The sequence below is a fragment of the Pseudomonas sp. PvP025 genome, from assembly GCF_017832155.1.
GTDB lineage: Bacteria > Pseudomonadota > Gammaproteobacteria > Pseudomonadales > Pseudomonadaceae > Aquipseudomonas.
On the sequence record NZ_JAFIBJ010000001.1, the window covers coordinates 5,584,546 to 5,603,374 of the forward strand.

Annotated in this window: 14 protein-coding genes; 10 read left to right on the plus strand and 4 right to left on the minus strand. The window is 61.5% G+C overall.

Going from position 1 to position 18,829, the window contains the following annotated elements; all coding sequences use genetic code 11:
* Positions 1-56 precede the first annotated feature (56 nt).
* Positions 57-1,133 carry a 23S rRNA (cytidine(2498)-2'-O)-methyltransferase RlmM gene (gene rlmM / locus JOE32_RS24480; protein ID WP_209990070.1) on the plus strand — a complete coding sequence of 359 codons (1,077 nt, stop codon included), beginning with the start codon at positions 57-59 and terminating at the stop codon, positions 1,131-1,133.
* 125 nt (positions 1,134-1,258) lie between these two features.
* Positions 1,259-1,501 (plus strand): sulfurtransferase TusA, encoded by a 243-nt coding sequence (gene tusA / locus JOE32_RS24485; protein ID WP_209990075.1) that lies wholly within the window; start codon positions 1,259-1,261, stop codon positions 1,499-1,501.
* On the opposite strand, the gene JOE32_RS24490 is transcribed toward tusA, so the two are convergent.
* Complete coding sequence (locus JOE32_RS24490; protein WP_209990078.1) at positions 1,498-2,892, minus strand: MATE family efflux transporter; 1,395 nt, start codon at positions 2,890-2,892, stop codon at positions 1,498-1,500. The two genes, tusA and JOE32_RS24490, sit on opposite strands and share 4 nt — an antisense overlap.
* 180 nt (positions 2,893-3,072) lie before the next feature.
* On the opposite strand from JOE32_RS24490, the gene pdxB reads away from it, so the two are divergent.
* The gene (pdxB, locus tag JOE32_RS24495) at positions 3,073-4,215 is read left to right on the plus strand and encodes a 4-phosphoerythronate dehydrogenase PdxB (protein ID WP_209990081.1); all 1,143 of its coding nucleotides are present in this window, start codon (positions 3,073-3,075) and stop codon (positions 4,213-4,215) included.
* Positions 4,216-4,272: 57 nt separating this feature from the next.
* On the opposite strand, the gene JOE32_RS24500 is transcribed toward pdxB, so the two are convergent.
* On the minus strand, positions 4,273-4,440 hold the full coding sequence (locus JOE32_RS24500; protein WP_209990085.1) for a PA1571 family protein: 168 nt from the start codon (positions 4,438-4,440) through the stop codon (positions 4,273-4,275).
* A gap of 243 nt (positions 4,441-4,683) precedes the next feature.
* Between JOE32_RS24500 and JOE32_RS24505 the strand changes: the two genes are divergently transcribed.
* Positions 4,684-6,441 carry an ABC transporter transmembrane domain-containing protein gene (locus JOE32_RS24505; protein ID WP_209990088.1) on the plus strand — a complete coding sequence of 586 codons (1,758 nt, stop codon included), beginning with the start codon at positions 4,684-4,686 and terminating at the stop codon, positions 6,439-6,441.
* A gap of 254 nt (positions 6,442-6,695) precedes the next feature.
* Here the strand turns inward: JOE32_RS24505 and JOE32_RS24510 are convergent, their stop codons facing one another.
* Positions 6,696-8,624 carry a transglycosylase SLT domain-containing protein gene (locus JOE32_RS24510; protein ID WP_209990091.1) on the minus strand — a complete coding sequence of 643 codons (1,929 nt, stop codon included), beginning with the start codon at positions 8,622-8,624 and terminating at the stop codon, positions 6,696-6,698.
* Positions 8,625-8,837: 213 nt separating this feature from the next.
* Between JOE32_RS24510 and JOE32_RS24515 the strand changes: the two genes are divergently transcribed.
* Positions 8,838-10,760, plus strand: coding sequence for an ATP-binding cassette domain-containing protein (locus tag JOE32_RS24515; RefSeq protein WP_209990093.1), 1,923 nt, complete (start codon positions 8,838-8,840; stop codon positions 10,758-10,760).
* 95 nt (positions 10,761-10,855) lie between these two features.
* Here the strand turns inward: JOE32_RS24515 and JOE32_RS24520 are convergent, their stop codons facing one another.
* The gene (locus JOE32_RS24520; RefSeq protein ID WP_209990097.1) at positions 10,856-11,296 is read right to left on the minus strand and encodes a universal stress protein; all 441 of its coding nucleotides are present in this window, start codon (positions 11,294-11,296) and stop codon (positions 10,856-10,858) included.
* A gap of 105 nt (positions 11,297-11,401) precedes the next feature.
* Here JOE32_RS24520 and JOE32_RS24525 point away from each other — a divergent pair, with 105 nt between their 5' ends.
* The 5 genes from JOE32_RS24525 to topA all read left to right on the plus strand — a co-directional run bounded on the left by JOE32_RS24525 (position 11,402) and on the right by topA (position 18,743).
* Complete coding sequence (locus JOE32_RS24525) at positions 11,402-11,839, plus strand: hypothetical protein (RefSeq protein WP_209990100.1); 438 nt, start codon at positions 11,402-11,404, stop codon at positions 11,837-11,839.
* 481 nt (positions 11,840-12,320) lie between these two features.
* Positions 12,321-14,468 carry a fatty acid oxidation complex subunit alpha FadB gene (gene fadB / locus JOE32_RS24530; RefSeq protein ID WP_209990103.1) on the plus strand — a complete coding sequence of 716 codons (2,148 nt, stop codon included), beginning with the start codon at positions 12,321-12,323 and terminating at the stop codon, positions 14,466-14,468.
* Between the two features lie 30 nt (positions 14,469-14,498).
* Positions 14,499-15,674 carry an acetyl-CoA C-acyltransferase FadA gene (fadA, locus tag JOE32_RS24535; protein WP_003234046.1) on the plus strand — a complete coding sequence of 392 codons (1,176 nt, stop codon included), beginning with the start codon at positions 14,499-14,501 and terminating at the stop codon, positions 15,672-15,674.
* Between the two features lie 96 nt (positions 15,675-15,770).
* Positions 15,771-16,007, plus strand: coding sequence for a DUF1653 domain-containing protein (locus JOE32_RS24540; protein WP_057009560.1), 237 nt, complete (start codon positions 15,771-15,773; stop codon positions 16,005-16,007).
* Positions 16,008-16,121: 114 nt separating this feature from the next.
* Positions 16,122-18,743 (plus strand): type I DNA topoisomerase, encoded by a 2,622-nt coding sequence (topA, locus tag JOE32_RS24545; RefSeq protein WP_209990106.1) that lies wholly within the window; start codon positions 16,122-16,124, stop codon positions 18,741-18,743.
* The last annotated feature ends 86 nt before the right edge of the window (positions 18,744-18,829 follow it).

Below are 18,829 nucleotides of genomic sequence, written 5' to 3' on the forward strand. Positions count from 1 at the left end.
TGCGCGCGTTTTCATGACAGGCCTTGCACGACAGCAAGCCGGTGCCAGGAGATTCAATGAACACCCTTTTTATGCACTGCCGTCCAGGTTTCGAGGGCGAAGTCTGCTCCGAGATCGCCGAGCATGCCGCGCGCCTTAACGTTTCCGGTTACGCCAAGGCCAAGACCGGCAGCGCCTGCGCCGAGTTCGTCTGCACCGAGGACGACGGCGCCCAGCGCCTGATGCACGGCCAGCGCTTCGCCGAATTGATCTTCCCCCGGCAGTGGGCGCGCGGGGTGTTCATCGACCTGCCGGAAACCGACCGCATCAGCGTGATCCTCGCGCACCTGCATCCATTCCCGGTGTGCGGCAGCCTGTGGCTGGAGATGGTTGACACCAACGACGGCAAGGAGCTGTCGAACTTCTGCAAAAAATTCGAAGTGCACCTGCGCAAGGCCCTGCTCAATGCCGGCAAGCTGGTGGACGACCCGAGCAAGCCACGCCTGCTGCTGACCTTCAAAAGTGGCCGCGAAGTGTTCATGGGTCTGGCCGAGTCGAACAATTCGGCGATGTGGCCGATGGGCATCCCGCGTCTGAAATTCCCGCGTGACGCGCCCAGCCGCTCGACCCTGAAGCTGGAAGAGGCCTGGCATCACTTTATCCCCCGCGACCAGTGGGACGAGCGCCTGCACGGCGACATGACCGGTGTCGACCTCGGCGCCGCCCCCGGCGGCTGGACCTGGCAACTGGTCAACCGGGGCATGCTGGTGACCGCCATCGACAACGGCCCCATGGCCGAAAGCCTGATGGACACGGGCCTGGTGCAGCACTTGATGGCCGACGGTTTCACCTTCGTGCCAAAACAGCCGGTGGACTGGATGGTGTGTGACATTGTCGAGAAACCGGCGCGCAATGCCGCGCTGCTGGAAACCTGGATCGGCGAAGGCCATTGCCACGAGGCGGTGGTGAACCTGAAGCTGCCGATGAAGCAGCGTTATGCCGAGGTCAAACGCCTGCTGGAGCGGATCGAAGAGGGCTTCAAGGCGCGCGGTATTCGTGTGGAGATTGGCTGCAAGCAGCTGTATCACGACCGGGAGGAGGTGACCTGCCACCTGCGTCGGCTTGAGTCTGCAAGGAAACCCAAGAGACACTGACCGCCCCTGAGGGAGCGGGCTTGCCCGCGATAGCGGTATAGCTGTCGAAATTATGTTGAATGTGCCCCCGTCATCGCGGGCAAACCCGCTCCCACACTGGAGCGGGTGTGTTTCAGGAGTGATGTATGAGTGAATTACCCATTGACGGCACCCTCGACGCCACCGGCCTCAACTGCCCGGAGCCGGTGATGATGCTGCACCAGCACATCCGTGACCTGGCGCCAGGCGGCCTGCTCAAGGTGATCGCGACCGACCCTTCCACCCGTCGCGATATTCCCAAGTTCTGTGTGTTCCTGGACCACGAACTGGTTGAACAGAAAGAAGAGGCCGGCACCTACCTGTACTGGATTCGCAAGAAAGTCGATTAAACCCGCGCCTTACCGGCGTGAATACGTCGGCGTGCACTGCGCGCCAGGCGCACCAGCAACATGCCTGCGGCGCAACTCAAGCCGACGATCAGGCCTTGCCACAAGCCGCTCGGGCCGCTGGCTGCGCCCAGCCAGTCGGTGAGCCCCAGGGCGTAGCCCACCGGCAGGCCCACGCCCCAATAGGCGAACAAGGTCAGCACCATGGTCACCCGGGTGTCCTGGTAACCGCGCAACGCACCGGCGGCGGTGACCTGGATCGAGTCCGAAAACTGGAACAGCGCGGAAAACACGATCAGCGTCGAGGCGAGGTGGATCACCACCGGGTCCGGCGTATAGATCGCCGCGATCTGCTCGCGAAACAGCAGCATCAGGCTGCAGGACAGGCAGGCATAGGCCAGCGCCGTGCCCATGCCGACTCCGGCGGCAAAGCGCGCCTCACGGGGTTCGCCACGGCCCAGGGCCTGGCCGACGCGCACGGTCACGGCCATGCTCAGGGAGTAGGGGATCATGAACACCAGCGAGCTGACGTTCAGCGCGATCTGATGGCCCGACACCACGGTGGCGCCAAGGCTGCCGAGCAACAGGGCGATCACGGCAAAAATGCTCGACTCGGCAAAGATCGCCACGCCAATCGGCAGGCCAATGCCCAGCACGCGTTTGATCACCGCCCATTGCGGCCAGTCGAAACGCTTGAACAGTTCGCTGCTCTGGTAGGCCGCGCCCCAGCGAGTCCAACAGGCCAGGCCGAGCATCATCACCCACATTGCAATCGCCGTGGCCCAGCCGCAGCCCACGCCGCCCATGGCCGGCACACCGAAGTGGCCGTAAATGAAGATGTAGTTCAGCGGGATGTTCAGCGCCAGGCCGCACAGGCCCATGACCATGCTCGGCCGGGTGCGGCCCAGGCCGTCACTGAAACAGCGCAGCACGTAATACAGCGCAATCGCCGGCATGCCGGCGGCGATGCCATGCAGGTAGCCCATGGAGGGCGCGATCAGGTCGGGCTCAACCTTCATCGCCTGCAGCACCGGCTCGGCGCACAGCAGCAACAGCGCGCCGCACAGACCGACCACCACCGCCAGCCACAGGGACTGACGCACCAGCGGCCCGATCTCGCTGAACTGGCCCGCGCCGTAACGCTGGGCGACTTTGGGCGTGGTGGCCAGCAGGGTGCCGGTCATCAGCAGGTACACCGGAATCCAGATCGAGTTGCCCAGGCCCACCGCCGCCAGGTCCTCAGGGCTGACCCGCCCGGCCATCACCGCGTCGACGAAGCTCATCGCGGTGGTGGCCAGTTGACCGATCATGATCGGCAGGGCAAGCGTCAGCAGGCCGCGCACTTCCCGGCGGATGCGGGCGGGGCGGGTGAGAGGGGCGGTGGCAGTGTTCACGTACAGATGTCCAATCAAAGGCAAAGCGCAAGGACCGCGGATTCTACGCGTTGACGCAATGGTCAGGAAAAAACCTGTGTTGGGGATTTGTAAACGGCGTCGGCCTGAGGTGGGAGGGGTTCTTCAGTGTGAGTCAGATCGCAAGCCTGTACACTGCCGTTCCGCCAAAGGAGCCCCGCCATGCTGATTGTTGCCGACGAGAATATTCCGCTGATCGATGAGTTTTTCCAGGGCTTTGGTGAGATTCGCCGCGTGCCCGGCCGCGCCATCGACCGCGCCACGGTCGGGCAGGCCGATGTGCTGCTGGTGCGCTCGGTGACTAACGTCAATCGGGCCTTGCTCGAGGGCAGCCACGTCAAGTTCGTCGGCACCTGCACCATCGGCACCGATCACCTGGACCTCGACTACTTCCAGCAGGCCGGCATTCACTGGTCCAGCGCCCCCGGTTGCAACGCGCGCGGCGTGGTGGACTACGTGCTCGGCAGCCTGCAGACCCTGGCTGAAATCGAAGGCGCCGACCTCGCCCAGCGCACCTACGGCATCGTCGGTGCCGGTGAAGTGGGCGGGCGGTTGCTCAAGGTGCTCAAGGGGCTGGGCTGGAACGTGCTGGTGTGCGACCCGCCACGGCAGATCGCCGAAGACGCAGACTACGTGAGCCTGGACCAGATCATCGAGCAGTGCGATGTGATCAGCCTGCACACGCCGCTGATCAAGTCCGGCAATGGTGCAACCTGGCGCCTGTTCGATCGCGAGCGTCTGCGGCAGCTCAAACCCGGCACCTGGCTGATCAACGCCAGCCGCGGCCCCGTGGTGCACAACGCTGCCCTGCGCGAGGTGCTGCTGGAGCGTGAAGACCTGCAGGCCGTGCTGGATGTGTGGGAGGGCGAACCGGAAGTGGACGTCGACCTGGCCGACCTCTGTGTACTGGCGACGCCGCATATCGCCGGCTACAGCCTGGACGGCAAGCAGCGCGGTACGGCGCAGATCTATCAGGCGTTGTGCGCGTACCTTGGCCAGGCGCCCGGCATTGCCCTGAGTGACCTGCTGCCGCAGCCGTGGTTGGCCGAGGTGCAGTTGAATGCATCCACCGACCCGGCCTGGGCACTGGCCACGCTGTGCCGCAGCGTGTACGACCCGCGGCGCGATGATGCGGATTTCCGCCGCAGCCTGGTGGGAACCGTGCAGGAGCAGCGCAAGGCCTTCGACCTGCTGCGCAAGCATTACCCCGAGCGCCGCGAAATCGATGGCTTGAAGGTGCGGATCAATGGCCAGTCGCCGGTGCTGTCGAACATTGCGCGCGCGTTGGGCGCCGAGGTCGTTTAAGCGCCCATAAAAAACCCGGCCATCAAGGCCGGGTTTACAAGAGCGTTGGCGCTCGCCTCATTGGGCAGGCTTGACCAATCGCTGCTCCAGTTCGCTGCAGGCTTGCTGGATCATCTCTTCGGTAATCTGTACTTCGCGGCCCTTGGCGTCGATATACGAGCAAGGCAACTGCTGCGGTTGGCGGATCACTTCAATCTTGGCATTGCTGCTGTTTTGCAAGGTCATGGCCTGTCTCCTCATCAGGTTGTGTCCCTATTCTAAAACCCCCGCGTGACCGCGCTGTGACAACTCCCTGCACACTCACCGGTTCGAACGACAAGTGCACCAGAAACCACCATGGATTTCCAGTCGCGCGTTAGACCGATAGCCTCTAGGAGCCCGGTTCGCTGGGCATAATTAACCTGACTCATTGTTATTCGCCCAAGTTCCCCCAATGTTGAGTACAGGTTCCCCATCGGTAATGCCCTCATGTTCTCAGTCCGTCAACGCCGTGCGATTCGCCTGGCCAGTCGCTTTATCGCGCCCTATCGCTGGCAGGCGCTCGGTGCCTTGCTGGCGCTGATCGTTACCGCCGGCATCACCTTATCCATGGGGCAGGGTATTCGCCTGTTGGTGGACCAGGGTTTCATGACGCAATCCCCGCACCTGCTCAATCAGTCCATCGGCCTGTTCATGCTGCTGGTGCTGGGCCTGGCAGTGGGCACATTTGCGCGGTTCTACCTGGTGTCGTGGATCGGCGAGCGGGTGGTGGCGGACATTCGCCGGCAGGTGTTCAACCACCTGATCTACCTGCACCCAGGCTTCTATGAGAACAACCGCAGCTCGGAAATCCAGTCGCGCCTGACCACCGACACCACCTTGCTGCAATCGGTGATCGGCTCGTCGCTCTCGCTGTTTTTGCGCAATGCGCTGATGGTCATCGGCGGCATCGTGCTGCTGTTTGTCACCAACCCCAAGCTCACCAGCATCGTGGTGGTGGCGCTGCCGCTGGTGCTGGCGCCGATCCTGATTTTCGGGCGGCGTGTACGCAGCCTCTCGCGGCAGAGCCAGGACCGCATTGCCGATGTGGGCAGCTACGTGTCCGAGACCCTCGGCCAGATCAAGACGGTGCAGGCCTACAACCACCAGGTGCAGGACGAGCAGCGCTTCGCCGTGACCGTGGAAGAGGCTTTCGCCACCGCGCGCAAACGCATCGCCCAGCGTGCCTGGCTGATTACCCTGGTGATCATGCTGGTGCTCGGTGCCGTGGGCGTGATGCTGTGGGTGGGCGGCATGGACGTGATCAACGGGCGCATTTCCGGGGGCGAGCTGGCGGCGTTCGTGTTTTACAGCCTGATTGTCGGCAGCGCCGTCGGCACCCTGAGCGAAGTGCTCGGTGAGCTGCAGCGCGCCGCCGGTGCGGCCGAGCGCATCGGTGAGTTGTTGCAGTCGAGCAACGAAATTAAAGCCCCGGTGGAGGGCACGGTGCGCTTGCCGGAGCGTGTCAGCGGGCGCCTGGAATTGCAGGACCTGCGCTTTGCCTACCCGTCGCGCCCGGACACTTACGCCATCGACGGCTTGAGCCTGAGCATCAACCCCGGCGAAACCCTGGCACTGGTCGGCCCCTCCGGCGCGGGCAAGTCGACGCTGTTCGACCTGCTGCTGCGTTTCTACGACCCGCAGCACGGTCGCATTTCGCTTGAAGGCCACGCGCTGACCGAACTCGACCCTCTGGACCTGCGCCGCCACTTCGCGCTTGTTTCACAGAACCCGGCGCTGTTTTTCGGCAGCGTCGAAGACAACATCCGCTACGGCAATCCGTCCGCCACCCGTGAACAGGTTGAGGCCGCGGCGCGTATCGCCCATGCCCACGACTTCATCCTGCAAATGCCCGACGGCTACCAGACGCACCTGGGCGAAAGCGGGCTGGGCCTGTCCGGTGGCCAGCGCCAACGCCTGGCCATTGCCCGCGCGCTGCTGGTGGACGCACCGATCCTGCTGCTGGACGAAGCCACCAGCGCCCTCGACGCCCAGAGCGAACACCTGATCCAGCAGGCGCTGCCGCAACTGATGCAGGGCCGCACCACCCTGGTGATCGCGCATCGGCTGGCGACGGTAAAGAATGCGGACCGGATTGCGGTGATGGACCAGGGCAAGCTGGTGGCGGTGGGCACGCACCAGCAGTTGATTGCGAGCAATGCGCTGTACGCGCGCTTGGCGGCATTGCAGTTCAGTGCGGACACGTAGTGCCACGCTTGTGGATACACCCCACGTTTCAGGCAGCCACACTCCTGTGGCGAGCGGGCTTGCCCCGCGTTGGGGTGCGAAGCGCCCCCCATCAAGCAAAACGCGGTGTACCTGATACGGCTCAGCGCCTGGCTTTGGGGCTGCTGCGCAGCCCAACGCAGGACAAGCCTGCTCGCCATAGGGAATCTGCGCTTAACTGAACGGCATTAGGGCAAGCCCGCTCGCCACGATAAGCGCGCTTTCACATTTGGCTATTACTGATCGTCGAAATAGCGCTCATGCCAATCCACCAACGGCTGTGGCGAATTGAGCTTCTGTCCGTAGATCACCGAATAAGACAGCACGTTTTGCACATACTGACGGGTTTCGTCGAACGGAATGCTTTCCACCCACACGTCGAAACTCAGGTGGTCGGCACCGCGCAGCCACTGGCGTACGCGGCCTGGGCCGGCGTTGTAGGCGGCGGAGGCGAGCACGCGGTTGCCGTTGAATTGGCTGTGCACCTGGCTCAGGTAGGCGGCGCCGAGCTGGATGTTCTTGTCAGGGTCGAGCACCTGGGCCGGTGAGGCCAGGGGGATGCTGAATTTGCGCGCGGTCTCCTTGGCGGTGCCCGGCATCAGTTGCATCAGGCCGCTGGCGCCGACGCCGGAGCGCGCGTCGTCCATGAACGCACTTTCCTGGCGGGTGATGGCGAACACCCAGCTCGAATGCAAGCCACGCACCTTGGCTTCGCGCACCAGGGTGTCGCGGTGGGCCATGGGGAAGCGGATGTCCAGGTCATCCCAGTACTGCGCCTGGCTGATGGTGCGGATCGCCGGGAAGTACCATTTCATGTCGTAGGCCAGCCTGGCCTGGGCGACCATTTCATCGCGGTTGAAGTGACGGCTGACGTGATACCACTCGCGGCGCCCGTCGACGATCTGGCCACGCGCATAGAACTCCATTGCGCGGCGCACGCCCGGTGTATTGCGCACCTTGTTCATCAGCGCCTGGCTCATCACCAGCGGTTTGTTGGTGAGCTGGTACGGCGACCTGGAGCGGTCGGCGGCGAGGAAACCGTAGAAATCCCGTTCCTTGGCGACGTTTTTGTACAGCACCATGGCTTGCGGATTTTTCGGCTCGGCCAGTTCCAGGCTGCGGGCCTGCCAGTAGCGCCAGCGGTTAGTGGTGGCCAGGTCCTGTGGCAGTTTGCGGGTGAGCTGGTAGGCCTCTTCCCAACGTGCCAGGCGCAGCAGCAGGCGCAGGCGCCATTCGGATACCGTGTTGTCGCGCAGTTCGGGGTCGTACTGGGTCATCACGTCGAGGGCGCGCGGGTCATAGCGGCGGGCCAGGGTCAGGCCGATTTCGCGGGCGATCGACACTTTTTCGTCACGGGAAAAGTGCATGCTGCTGGCGTAGCCGTCGAGCAGGGCCATGGCCTTGTCCGGGTCCTGGCGTGCCAAACGACGCAGGCCCAGGCCCACGGCATCGGACATGGCCTCGTTGGCCGGCAGGAAGCGTGACGGGTCGCTGAGCATGTCGGGCTTTTGCGCCACATCCACCATCAAGCGGCCCTGGGCGCCGAGGGTGGGCAGGGTTTTCACCAGGCTATTGGCCAGCGCGTAGTTACGCGCTTCGGCGGCGAGCTTGGTGCGGTCCCAGATTTTCTGTTCGGTAAGTTGCCCGGCTGCCGCCCACTGGCCGAAGGTGACATCACAGGCGGAGGGTTGGGTTTTGCCGGTCATCCACAGCTTTTCGGCGGTCTTGTAGCCTTCGGCCTTCAGGTTGTGGGTGAGCTGGTATTGGCCGTGCAGGCAGTCCAGCTCAACGAAATTGAGCTTGGTGTCGTAGTACTTTTCAAAAGTCTGCCAGTCGCCACGTTCGGCGAGCCAGCGCAACCAACGTAGCTTCATCCAGTTGGCCTGGGGCAGGTCGCCGTTTTTGGCGAGGAACTGCTCGATTTCCTCGTTGCTCGCGCTTTTAAGGCGCGCGGTCAATTCGTCATAGGCCAGGTAGGGCGTCAGCGGATAGTCGGCCAGCGCCTGGCTGTATTGCATGTAGGGGCCGGTATCGCCCTTGGCCAGCGCACGTTTGGCTTCATCGTAGTATTGACGTTGGGTGGTGAGGTCCACGGCCTGGGCGGATTGGGCGGCGGTGGCGGAAAGAAGCAGACAGGATAAAAAGTTGAAAAGGCGACTGCGCATGAGACGTCCGTGCAGAGAAATCACGACTAGCACCGGCACCGCCGACACTGATTGCCCCTAGCTTAGCCTTTTGCCAGCGACCGGCGAAAGCTTTGCCGGGAGGTTCGTTCAAGTTCGACGGAAATGTCCTACAGAACGTGTCGACATCGAAAAAGCCGACCGCATCCCACCCTCAACTCAGGTAGAATGCGCGCCCGGTTTTTGGAGAAGTGTATGACCCTGCTCAAATTCAGCGATGTGTCCCTTGCTTTCGGCGCTATGCCGTTGTTGGACAAGGTGTCCTGGCAGATCGCCCGTGGTGAGCGGGTGTGCATCATCGGCCGCAACGGCACCGGCAAGTCGAGCATGATGAAGCTGGTAAAGGGCGATCAGAAGCCCGATGACGGCTCTGTCTGGCGCGCTCCGGGCCTCAAGATTGGCGAATTGCCGCAGGAATTGCCGGTGGCCGACGGACGGACAGTGTTCGACGTGGTCGCCGAAGGCCTCGATGGCGTGGGCGAGTTGCTCGCGCAATACCATCACCTGGCGCAGAACTGCGTCACCGAAGAAGACCTGGACAAGCTGATGCACGTGCAGCAGGCGCTGGAAGCCCGTGACGGCTGGCGCTTGCAGCAACTGGTCGACAGCACCCTCAGCCGCCTGCAGTTGCCGGCCGACAAGACCCTCGCCGAGTTGTCCGGCGGCTGGCGTCGTCGCGTACTGCTGGCCCAGGCGCTGGTGTCCGAGCCGGATCTGCTGCTGCTCGACGAGCCGACCAACCACCTGGACATCGGCGCTATCGCCTGGCTTGAAGAAGCCATCAAGGACTTCCAGGGCGCCGTGCTGTTCATCACGCACGACCGGGCGTTCCTGCAGAGCCTGGCCACGCGCATCCTCGAGCTGGACCGTGGTGGTCTGATCGACTGGAACGGCGACTACGCCAGCTTCCTGGTGCACAAAGAGGCTGCGCTGTCCGCTGAAGAAACCGCCAATGCGCTGTTCGACAAGAAGCTGGCCCAGGAAGAAGTCTGGATCCGCCAGGGCATCAAGGCGCGCCGCACCCGTAACGAGGGCCGTGTGCGCGCACTCAAGGCCTTGCGTGTTGAGCGTGGTGAGCGTCGCGAGCGTACCGGCAAGGCCAATATCCAGCTGGACACCGCTGACAAGTCGGGCAAGCAGGTGATGGTGCTGGAGAACGTCAGCTTCCATCACCCGGGCGGTCCGTTGCTGATCAAGGACTTTTCCATGGTGCTGGCACGCGGCGACCGTATCGGTCTGCTGGGCGCCAACGGCACCGGCAAGACCACCTTGCTCAAGCTGATGCTCAATGGCCTGCAACCGACCAGCGGCAAGGTGGAAGAGGGCACGCGTATCGACGTGGCCTACTTCGACCAGTTGCGTCACCAGTTGGACCTGGAAAAAACCGTGATCGACAACGTTGCCGAAGGCCGCGACTTTATCGACATCGACGGCCAGAGCCGCCACGTGCTGAGCTACCTCGGCGACTTCCTGTTCAGCCCCCAGCGTGCGCGCACGCCGGTCAAGGCGTTGTCCGGCGGTGAGCGTGCGCGCCTGTTGCTGGCCAAGCTGTTCAGCAAGCCGGCCAACCTGCTGGTGCTCGATGAACCGACCAACGACCTCGACGTGGAAACCCTCGAACTGCTGGAAGAAGTGCTGCTGACCTTCAACGGCACCGTACTGATGGTCAGTCACGACCGGGCATTCCTCGACAACGTGGTCACCAGCACGCTGGTCTTCGAAGGTGAAGGCAAGGTGCGTGAATACGTCGGTGGTTATCAGGACTGGCTGCGCCAGGGCGGCTCGCCGCGTCTGCTGGGCGTGACCGAGAGCAAGTCCGGCAAGGCCGACCTGACCTCCGCCGTGGTTGCACCGGTGGCGGCCGCACCTGCGCCCGCGCAGGACGCAGCGCCGGCGGCCAGGAAGAAACTCAGCTACAAGCTGCAGCGCGAGCTGGAAGCCTTGCCGGGAGAGATCGAGGCCAAGGAGCAGCAGATCGCCGCAGTCGAAGCAGAAATGGCTGATGCGGGTTTCTACCTGCGCCCGGCGGCAGACACCGCCAAGGTCATCGCCTCCCTGGAGACGTTGAACCAGGAGCTGGAAGTGCTGGTTGAGCGTTGGGCCGAGCTGGATGCCTGAGTGATTGCTGGGCAATAAAAAACCCGGTGTTCATTTGATGAACACCGGGTTTTTTATATGAAGTGCGATTCAAAATATGGGAGGGGCCATCGGTCTTACGAATTTTTTACCAGCTTGACGGCCAGTACATCGCACGGCGCGCCGTGTAGTACATCATTGGCAGTAGAGCCCAGCAACAACGCCAAACCGTGACGACCATGGCTACCCACCACGATCAAGTCGCACGCCTTTTCCTTGGCCAAGTGGTGGATTTCCTGGCGCGGTTGGCCGTATGTCAGGTGGCAGTCGTCCTTTTTCAGGTGAGGGTATTTGAGAATCAAACGGTCCAGGCGCTCCTTGGCCTGGTCAAATTGTTGTTGCTGCAACTGGGAAAGGTCCATCGGTACGTCACCGCCAAAGGCCATGGCCATGGGCTCGACGATATGCACCAGCGACAGTATGGCGCCATTGGCCAATGCAGATTCCTGCGCGCGCTTGATCACCGGATCGCACTCTTCGGTCAGATCGACAGCGACCAGAATATGTTTGTAGGGCATGAGGCGTTCCTCCAAGGGACTGCAATAAGTTCAGTATGGCTGCTTTCAAGCGGATGGGGTTGCGTCAGGTCAAATCCGCTCATCTAGAAATTCGGGAGTACACATATGACGGTGTGGATAGTGGTGTCAATCCTTGCGGTGGTTTTAAGCCCCCTGGCGTGGCTGCGCCCGTCGCGCCAGCAGAGCGGCCGCATGGCCCTGCGCATGGAGGCGCGACGCATCGGCCTGGCCATGCAACTGGCGCCGCAGGAGTGGCCGCACTGGCTCAAGCACGAGCCGCCAAGCCCCTGTGCGCAGTATTGCCGGCCACGACGCGGCAGTGCGCCGGCCCTTTGGAGCTACTGGCAGCTGGAGCCAGGCGTGTGGGTCAACCAGTGGCGCGAGGTGTGCGTGGAGGAGGCCTTGCTGGCGCATTTTGCAACGCTGCCGGCCAATGTCTACAAGGTCGAAGCGGACAAGCAGATGATCGCCGTTTACTGGGGCGAAAAGGGCGCGGCGAGTGTACTCAGAGACATCGACGCGTTGCTCAAGGCACTGGCCTGAAAGCCGCGCGATAAAAAGCCCGACATTCATCATCGGGCTGGAGTTGGCCAGGCAGGCCGGTAATGCTGTTTGTCGCGTCGGATGTTCATCCTGGCGCAGTAAGGTACTCGCTAGCCTAGCGGGCTTACCTGTTCTGTACAGCCCTTTTGCATAATCCCTGCATTATTGATTCAGTGAATAATTGAATATTCCCTCTGTGCGGGGCTAGGGTTGTGGTTCCTGAAATGACTGGAAAGTCGTGTTTTTCCTGGCCTTTGGAGCGATTGACAATTGCCCGGAATTGGATGAAGGTGGCGTACCCAAATCAAACGGGCGTATGAATTGAGCGTTTGTCTGTCAGATGCTTCATACATAATCCCGACTATCGCATTGGCGGGTGTGCCTGGCGGATGGGCGTGAACATTGAGCAAAACCTCAATGTCCAACCCTAGGCCAGCGTCCAGTGTGTACTGTTCAGCTTCCATATCGTGGAGATCAGTTGATGATTTACGAAGGTAAAGCCATCACGGTTAAGGCTCTTGAAAGTGGCATCGTCGAATTGAAATTCGACCTCAAGGGTGAGTCCGTCAACAAGTTCAACCGTCTAACCCTGAACGAACTGCGTCAGGCCGTAGACACCATCAAAGCGGATGCTTCGGTCAAGGGCGTGATCGTCTCCAGCGGCAAGGACGTGTTCATCGTCGGCGCTGACATCACCGAATTCGTCGACAACTTCAAGCTTCCCGATGCGGAGCTTGTGGCCGGCAACCTCGAAGCCAACAAGATTTTCAGCGATTTCGAAGACCTCAACGTACCTACCGTTGCCGCGATCAACGGCATCGCGCTGGGCGGCGGCCTGGAAATGTGCCTGGCCGCAGACTTTCGCGTGATGTCGGCGACTGCCAAAGTCGGCCTGCCCGAAGTCAAGCTGGGCATCTACCCGGGCTTTGGCGGCACCGTGCGCCTGCCGCGCCTGATCGGTGCCGACAACGCCATCGAGTGGATCGCCGCCGGCAAGGAAAACAACGCTGAAGACGCACTGAAAGTCGGTGCCGTCGATGCTGTGGTTGCCCCTGACAAGTTGGCTGAAGCTGCGCTGAACCTGATCAAGGGCGCCATCAGCGGCGAATTTGACTACAAGGCCAAGCGGCAGCCGAAGCTGGAAAAACTCAAGCTCAACGCCATCGAGCAAATGATGTCGTTCGAAACCGCCAAGGGTTTCGTGGCGGGTCAGGCCGGCCCTAACTACCCGGCGCCGGTTGAAGCGATCAAGACCATTCAGAAGGCAGCGAACTTCGGTCGCGACAAGGCCCTGGAAGTGGAAGCGGCCGGTTTCGTCAAGCTGGCGAAGACCTCGGCGGCCCAGAGCCTGATCGGCCTGTTCCTGAACGATCAGGAACTGAAGAAAAAAGCCAAGGCCTACGACGAGATCGCCAAAGACGTGAAACAGGCTGCCGTACTCGGCGCCGGGATCATGGGCGGCGGTATCGCCTATCAGTCGGCGTCCAAGGGCACGCCGATCCTGATGAAAGACATCAACGAGCACGGTATCGAGCAAGGCCTGGCGGAAGCCGCCAAGCTGCTGGTCGGCCGCGTGGACAAAGGTCGCATGACCGCGGCGAAAATGGCTGAAGTGCTTAACGGCATTCGTCCTACGCTGTCTTACGGTGACTTCGGTCACGTCGATCTGGTGGTCGAAGCCGTCGTCGAAAACCCGAAGGTCAAGCAGGCCGTACTGGCCGAAGTGGAAGCGCAGGTCAAGGACGACACCATCCTGGCCTCCAATACCTCGACCATTTCCATCACGCTGCTGGCTCAGGCCCTCAAGCGCCCGGAAAACTTCGTCGGCATGCACTTCTTTAACCCGGTGCACATGATGCCGCTGGTGGAAGTGATCCGTGGCGAGAAGTCCAGCGAGCTGGCCGTTGCCACCACCGTGGCCTACGCCAAGAAAATGGGCAAGAACCCGATTGTGGTCAACGACTGCCCGGGCTTTCTGGTCAACCGCGTGCTGTTCCCCTACTTCGGCGGTTTCGCCAAGCTGGTCAGTGCCGGCGTGGACTTCGTGCGCATCGACAAGGTGATGGAAAAGTTCGGCTGGCCCATGGGCCCGGCGTACCTGATGGACGTGGTCGGCATCGACACCGGCCACCACGGTCGCGACGTGATGGCTGAAGGCTTCCCGGACCGCATGAAAGACGACCGCCGTTCGGCGATCGACGCGCTGTACGAGGCCAAGCGCCTGGGCCAGAAGAACGGCAAGGGCTTCTACGCCTACGAGGCCGACAAGAAGGGCAAGCAGAAGAAAGTGGCCGACCCGTCGGTGCACGAAGTGCTGGCGCCGGTCATCTACGAGCAGCGTGAGGTGTCCGACGAGGACATCGTCAACTGGATGATGATCGCCCTGTGCCTGGAAACCGTGCGCTGCCTGGAAGACGGCATCGTCGAAACCGCCGCCGAAGCCGACATGGGCCTGGTGTACGGTATTGGTTTCCCTCCGTTCCGTGGCGGTGCGCTGCGTTACATCGACTCGATCGGTGTGGCCGAGTTCGTTGCCCTGGCTGACAAATACGCTGATCTGGGCCCGCTGTACCACCCGACCGCCAAGCTGCGTGAAATGGCCAAAAATGGCCAGAGCTTCTTCGGTTAAGCGCCCCCGGACATTAGAGCGAGACTATTTATGAGCTTGAATCCAAGAGACGTCGTGATTGTCGACTTCGGTCGCACCCCGATGGGCCGCTCCAAGGGCGGCATGCACCGCAACACCCGCGCCGAGGACATGTCGGCGCACCTGATCAGCAAATTGCTGGAGCGCAACGTCAAGGTCGACCCCAACGAAGTCGAAGACGTGATCTGGGGCTGCGTCAACCAGACCCTGGAGCAGGGCTGGAACATCGCGCGCATGGCGTCGTTGATGACCCAGATCCCGCACACTGCTGCGGGCCAGACCGTGAGCCGCCTGTGCGGTTCGTCGATGAGCGCGCTGCACACCGCCGCGCAGGCGATCATGACCGGTAACGGTGATGTATTCGTGGTCGGCGGCGTGGAGCACATGGGCCACGTGAGCATGATGCACGGCGTCGATCCCAACCCGCACATGTCGCTGTACGCGGCAAAAGCGTCGGGCATGATGGGCCTCACCGCAGAAATGCTCGGCAAGATGCACGGCATCACCCGTGAAGCCCAGGACGCGTTTGGCCTGCGTTCCCACCAGCTCGCCCACAAGGCGACCGTGGAAGGCAAGTTCAAGGATGAAATCATCCCGATGAACGGTTACGACGAGAACGGTTTCCTCAAACTGTTCGACTACGACGAAACCATTCGTCCGGATACCACCCTGGAAAGTCTGGCGGCCTTGAAGCCGGCATTCAATCCGAAGGGCGGCACCGTGACGGCCGGTACGTCGTCGCAAATCACCGACGGTGCCTCGTGCATGATCGTGATGTCTGCGCAGCGTGCCCAGGACCTGGGCATCCAGCCGATGGCGGTGATTCGTTCAATGGCTGTGGCGGGTGTGGACCCGGCGATCATGGGCTATGGTCCGGTTCCGGCCACGCAAAAAGCCTTGAAGCGCGCAGGCCTGACCATCGCCGATATCGACTTCTTCGAGCTCAACGAAGCTTTCGCCGCACAGGCCCTGCCGGTGCTGAAAGATTTGAAAGTGCTCGACAAGATGAACGAGAAGGTTAACCTGCACGGCGGCGCAATTGCCCTGGGTCATCCGTTTGGTTGCTCCGGTGCACGTATCTCCGGTACTTTGCTTAACGTGATGAAGCAAAATGGCGGCAACCTGGGTGTTGCAACCATGTGCATTGGTCTTGGCCAAGGCATCTCCACCGTCTTCGAACGCGTCTAAGCGTTGCTTGGCGGAACGCCGGGGCCCAGTGCCCCGGTTTTTGTTTTTTGGCGTTTTGTAATATTTTTTTTACGAATTTTCTAAGGGGGCCGCAGCATGAAAGTCGAACCAGGGCTCTACCAGCATTATAAAGGTCCGCAATACCGTGTTTTCAGTGTGGCGCGGCACTCCGAAACCGAAGAACAAGTAGTGTTTTACCAAGCACTGTATGGCGATTACGGCTTTTGGGTGCGTCCCTTGAGCATGTTCGTGGAGTCCGTCGAAGTTGACGGCGAGCAGGTCCCGCGCTTTGCTTTGGTGCAGGCCGAACCCAGTCTTTTTTCAGGGCAATAACGGCAGGTCGCGCAGAGTGCTGCGCTTGACCTCACCTTGTTGCCACTATATATAGCGTTGCCGCGTCAGGCGCCAACTGCCTTTCACTTCTCGAATTCAGGAATTTTCCGATCCATGGGCAAATCGCTGGTCATTGTGGAATCCCCGGCTAAGGCCAAGACCATCAACAAGTACTTGGGCAACGAGTACGTGGTGAAGTCGAGTATCGGCCATATCCGAGACCTGCCCACCAGCGGTTCGGCTAGCGCCAGCAAGGAGCCTGCCGCCAAACGCGGCAAGGCCGCCGCGGGCGAAGGTCCGGTACTCACGCCAAAAGAGAAAGCGCGCAAGCAGCTGGTCTCGCGCATGGGTGTGGACCCGGATCATGGCTGGAAGGCCAAGTACGAAATCCTTCCGGGCAAGGAAAAGGTCATCGAAGAGCTGCGCCGGCTCGCCAAGGATGCCGACACCATCTATCTCGCGACGGACTTGGACCGCGAAGGGGAAGCCATTGCCTGGCACCTGCGCGAAGCCATCGGTGGTGACGACAGCCGCTACAAGCGGGTGGTGTTCAACGAAATCACCAAGAAAGCCATCCAGGAAGCGTTTTCCAAGCCGGGCGAGCTGGACATCGACCGTGTCAACGCCCAGCAGGCGCGTCGTTTCCTCGACCGTGTGGTGGGTTACATGGTTTCGCCACTGCTGTGGGCGAAGATTGCCCGTGGCCTGTCCGCCGGTCGGGTGCAATCGGTAGCGGTCAAGCTGGTGGTGGAGCGTGAGCGCGAGATCCGTGCGTTCAACCCCGAAGAGTACTGGGAAGTCCACGCGGACCTCGGCACCGCCAAGGGCAACAATGTGCGCTTTGAAGTGGCCCGCGAGAAAGGCGAGGCGTTCAAACCGCTGAACGAAACCCAGGCCATGGCCGCGCTGGAGAAGCTCAAGGCCTCCAGCTACAGCATCGTCAAGCGTGAAGACAAGCCGACCAGCAGCAAGCCGTCGGCGCCGTTCATCACCTCCACGCTGCAACAGGCCGCGAGCAACCGGCTGGGCTTCGGTGTGAAGAAAACCATGATGATGGCCCAGCGTCTGTACGAAGCTGGCTACATCACCTATATGCGTACCGACTCCACCAACCTGTCCCAGGACGCGGTGGCAATGGCGCGTACCTATATCGAAAGCGAATTCGGCAAGAAGTACCTGCCGGAGAAGCCGAACGTCTACAGCAGCAAGGAAGGCGCCCAGGAGGCTCACGAAGCGATTCGTCCTTCCGACGCCAACACTGAGCCGAGCAAGCTGAGCGGCATGGAGCGCGACGCCGAGCGCCTGTACGAGTTGATCTGGCGCCAGTTCCTGGCATGCCAGATGCTGCCTGCGCAGTACCTGTCCACCACGGTGAGCGTGGGTGCCGGCGACTTCGAGCTGCGTGCCAAGGGCCGCATCCTCAAGTTCGACGGCTACACCCGCGTGATGCCGCAAATCGCCAAACCGGGTGATGACGATGTACTGCCGGACATGGCCCAGGGCGACACGCTGAAGCTGATCAAGCTCGACCCGTCCCAGCACTTTACCAAGCCACCGGCCCGTTACTCGGAAGCCAGCCTGGTGAAAGAGATGGAAAAACGCGGCATCGGTCGTCCTTCGACCTACGCGGCGATCATCTCTACCATCCAGGACCGTGGCTACGTGGCGCTGCACAACCGTCGCTTCTACTCGGAAAAAATGGGCGATATCGTCACCGAGCGTCTGTCCGAGAGCTTCTCCAACCTGATGGACTACGGCTTTACCGCCGGTATGGAAGAGAACCTCGATGACGTGGCCCAGGGCGAGCGCGACTGGAAAAACGTGCTGGACGAGTTCTACGGCGACTTCAAGAAGAAGCTCGAAGTGGCCGAAAGCCCTGACACCGGCATGCGCGCCAACCAGCCGGTGATGACTGACATTCCGTGCCTGACCTGCGGCCGGCCAATGCAGATTCGTACCGCGTCCACCGGCGTGTTCCTCGGCTGCTCGGGCTACAGCCTGCCGCCCAAGGAGCGCTGCAAGGCCACCGTTAACCTGGTTCCGGGCGATGAAATCGCCGCCGATGACGAGGGTGAGTCCGAGTCGCTGGTGCTGCGTGGCAAGCATCGCTGCCCGATCTGCAGCACGGCGATGGACGCTTACCTGCTGGACGAGAAGCATAAGCTGCACATCTGCGGTAACAACCCGGATTGCAACGGTTACGAGATCGAAGAGGGCAGCTACCGCATCAAGGGCTATGAAGGCCCGAGCCTGGAGTGTGACAAGTGCGGCAGTGAAATGCAGCTCAAGACCGGCCGTTTCGGCAAGTTCTTCGGTTGCACCAACCCGACCTGCAAGAACACCCGCAAGCTGCTTAAAAGCGGTGACGCAGCGCCACCGAAGATGGACCCGGTGAAGATGCCCGAGCTCAAGTGCGAGAAGGTCAACGACACCTATATCCTGCGCGACGGTGCGTCGGGGCTGTTCCTGGCGGCCAGCCAGTTCCCGAAAAACCGCGAGACCCGTGCACCGCTGGTGCTGGAAATCGTGCCGCACAAGGACGAAATCGATCCCAAGTACCACTTCCTGTGTGAAGCGCCGAAGAAGGATCCGGATGGTCGTCCAGCCGTGATCCGCTACAGCCGCAAAACCAAGGAGCAGTACGTGCAGACCGAAGTGGACGGCAAGCCGACTGGCTGGAAAGCCTTCTACGACGGTGGCAAGTGGAAAGTGGAGGACAAGCGCCAGGGCGCTTGATTCGCTAGTCTGTTAAGGTTGAAAGCCGTCTGTATAGACGGCTTTTGCTTTTTGTAGGAGCGAGTTTGCTCCCACACTGTCAGCAT